Here is a 2,309-nt window from a genome sequence, read left to right on the forward strand (position 1 = left end):
GTTTTAATGAAAAAGGTCAGAACAGTTGGTAAAAGTGCAAAAAAGTTTGTCACTGGAGTTGTCCATATTCGTGCAACTTTTAATAATACCTTTATAAATGTAACTGACGTTCAGGGTAACACTCTATACCAAACGTCTGCAGGTGCACATGGTTTCTCAGGTTCAAGAAAATCTACACCTTATGCTGCAGGTAAAGCTTCGGAATTTGCTGCAAAGGTTGCAGTAGAAAGGTTTGGTATGAAAGTTGTTTCTGTGGTAATCTGTGGCCCTGGTTTTGGGGCTGAAGCTGCAGTTAAGGCACTTCAGGGATGCGGGTTAACAGTAACCTCAATTGCGGATAAGACTGCAATTCCTCATAATGGGTGCAGATTAAGAAAAAAAAGAAGAGTATAGAATATTTGAAAAGGTTATTTTATGTATTATAACAATAGTGTTTCTGCTTTTAGCAACTTAGATAAATTGACTAGACCTAATTCAATGAAAGTAGTGCCAGGTGATTCAAGTGAAAAATGCGATATAGTACTGGAACCGTTGGAGAGTGGTTTTGCTTTAACACTTGGTAATGCATTAAGGCGTGTGATGCTGTCTTCTCTTATAGGTAGTGCTGTTTATGGAATAAAAATCGAGGGCATAACTCATGAGTTTACTTCAATTCAAGGAGTGAGAGAAGATGTAACTGATATAATATTAAACATGAGTATGTTGAGGTGTAAGTTGAGTGGCACTTCCAATAAATGCTTGAGTTTAAGTGCTAAAGGACCTTGTCAGGTATCAGCTGAGATGATAGAAACTGATGATCAGTGTTCTATTGTTAATAAAAATCTGCTGATATGTACACTTGGGCAGAATGTAGAGCTCAACATGACTATATATGTAGCTAGTGGAAAAGGCTACCTTCCTGTTGCTAAATATAAGGAAAACGAATTTTTGAAGTTAATGAATGAGCAAGATCTAATTGGGTTCATTCCGGTTAATGCTTTATATAGTCCTGTCAATAGAGTTTCATATAAGGTGGAGAATAGTCGTGTTGGTCAAGTTACTGATAAGGATAAGTTGATATTGTCAATTGAGACTGATGGTACAATTTCTCCAAGTCAAGCTGTTGACTCTGCTGCAAGGATATTACAGGAACAACTTCAGCCTTTTATTAGTTCTGACGTAAGTTATAAAAAATCACAGGCTTCCTCATCTAATGGTTATAGGGACTTGGGCTACGACCCTATCTTATTGAGCAAAGTGGACGAGATGGAGCTGTCTGTTAGGTCACATAATTGCTTGAAAAATGAAAATATCACTTATATAGGCGATCTTGTGCAGAGAACAGAAAGTGAAATGTTAAGAACTGCTAATTTTGGTAGAAAGTCCTTGAATGAGATTAAGGCAGTTTTAAGTAATTTCGGCTTGTCTTTGGGTATGGATGTTCCAAATTGGCCACCTAAAGATATAGATGAATTGGCTAGACAACATACTGATGAAGATTAGGTAATATATGAAACATGGAATAAAAAAGCGCAAACTGTCTCGTCACACTGGACATAGGTTATCAATGTTAAAGAACCTATCTATCTCATTAATTAACCATGAGCAAATTATAACTACTCTACCAAAAGCTAAAGAACTTCGTCCATATATGGAAAAATTTATTACAATTGCTAAGAATAAGAATACTTTATACGGTAGGAGGCTTTTGCTTTCACGCCTTCATAATAATATGTTGGCAGTTGGTAAGTTATTAAATGTTTTATCTGGTCGTTATCAAGATCGTAGAGGTGGGTATTCTAGGATAATAAAGTTCAACACTCGAAAGGGTGATCGTGCTTTAATGGCAGTGATAGAACTAGTTGACAGGGATATTAAAGCAAAAGGTAAGATTTACAGTAAAAATAAAGAAGAAAATAAAGTAGTTACAAAGAGTTAATTATTATCATAATTTTTTTCTTATGATAAATGAGTTACACTATCTTATAGGCTATTTTGGTGAGTTGTTAGCTTTAATATATTTAAAGTTAAAGTGGTATAATGTTATAAAGCACCACTATCGTTGTAGGTTAGGTGAAGTTGGCTTAATTGTATCTAAATTAAAAAAGTTTCCTCACGATTAAAGATGTAGCGAATTTATTATACATCTTATTTGATAATGAAAGTTGGTATAATCTTTATGATTAAGAAATGTACTAAACGAAAAAAAAAAGCAAAAGAAGCCCTAGTCAGCATCCATTTTCAGTATTGGCGTTTTTGTGCCTTAAGCGCTGTGATTTAGCTGCTTTTAAACGCAACTAGTCTAAGCTATAATATTTAAGAAATTTGCC

Annotated in this window: 3 protein-coding genes; all 3 read left to right on the forward strand. The window is 34.6% G+C overall.

Annotation, left to right across the window (positions count from 1 at the left end; all coding sequences use genetic code 11):
- Positions 1-6 precede the first annotated feature (6 nt).
- From rpsK to rplQ, 3 genes are read left to right on the forward strand one after another with little or no spacing between them, the layout of a single operon-like run.
- On the forward strand, positions 7-393 hold the full coding sequence (rpsK, locus tag IHO40_RS05595; RefSeq protein WP_225537150.1) for a 30S ribosomal protein S11: 387 nt from the start codon (positions 7-9) through the stop codon (positions 391-393).
- Between the two features lie 21 nt (positions 394-414).
- Positions 415-1,482, forward strand: a complete 1,068-nt coding sequence (locus IHO40_RS05600; protein WP_225537148.1) for a DNA-directed RNA polymerase subunit alpha — start codon at positions 415-417, stop codon at positions 1,480-1,482.
- A 7-nt stretch (positions 1,483-1,489) separates the two neighbouring features.
- Positions 1,490-1,918 carry a 50S ribosomal protein L17 gene (rplQ, locus tag IHO40_RS05605; protein WP_225537149.1) on the forward strand — a complete coding sequence of 143 codons (429 nt, stop codon included), beginning with the start codon at positions 1,490-1,492 and terminating at the stop codon, positions 1,916-1,918.
- Positions 1,919-2,309: the final 391 nt, after the last annotated feature.

It is taken from the genome of Wolbachia endosymbiont of Mansonella ozzardi, assembly GCF_020278625.1.
Lineage (GTDB): Bacteria > Pseudomonadota > Alphaproteobacteria > Rickettsiales > Anaplasmataceae > Wolbachia.

Bases quoted from the DNA above. Each gene is read 5' to 3' on its own strand.
- rpsK (WP_225537150.1), top strand. From the start codon at position 7: ATGAAAAAGGTCAGAACAGTTGGTAAAAGTGCAAAAAAGTTTGTCACT.
- IHO40_RS05600 (WP_225537148.1), top strand. From the start codon at position 415: ATGTATTATAACAATAGTGTTTCTGCTTTTAGCAACTTAGATAAATTG.
- rplQ (WP_225537149.1), top strand. From the start codon at position 1,490: ATGAAACATGGAATAAAAAAGCGCAAACTGTCTCGTCACACTGGACAT.